The organism is Pseudoflavonifractor sp. 60 (assembly GCF_009911645.1).
In the GTDB taxonomy this organism is placed as follows: Bacteria; Bacillota; Clostridia; order Oscillospirales; family Oscillospiraceae; genus Lawsonibacter.
In genome coordinates, this window is sequence record NZ_QWKI01000209.1 from 1 (window position 1) to 466 (window position 466).

At 58.6% G+C, this 466-nt stretch carries 1 protein-coding gene; it reads left to right on the forward strand.

What is annotated here, in order from left to right; translation table 11 throughout:
• The coding region (locus tag D1646_RS19765) for a zinc ribbon domain-containing protein (protein WP_160638104.1) at window positions 1-331 on the forward strand (331 nt) is incomplete at its 5' end.
• Window positions 332-466 lie beyond the last annotated feature (135 nt).

A 466-nucleotide genomic window follows, 5' to 3' on the forward strand; every position in this document is an offset into this window, starting at 1 on the left:
GTGTGTGAGGGCGGATGATTTGGCGGAGCTGTCCCAAAACATCCCCTTTGGAAATGTGATGGACTCTGGATATGGAAAGTTCCGGGAAATGCTCCGCTACAAGCTGGAGCGCCAGGGCAAGCCGCTGATTCTGGTGGACCGCTATTTCCCCTCCAGCCAAATCTGTTCTGTCTGCGGAGAGAGGCAGGAGGCGGTCAGCCCCAGAGGAAAGCGCTGGGTCTGCCCCAAGTGCGGCGGAGTCCAAGACCGGGAGGTCAACGCCGCCCGAAACATCAAGGCCCAGGGGCTGGCGCAGTATGTTCAAATGCAGAAGCTGAGCAAAAGCGCTTAGCTTGCAGATTAATCCCTGCCGCCCGGGACGGCGGTGAAGGCCCGTGATCGGGTCAGGAAAGCGTTGAGCGAAGCACAACAGAAATTTTGCGTTTCGCTCAGCGTTTTCCGGACCGGAGAGCGGGAAACGAGAGGA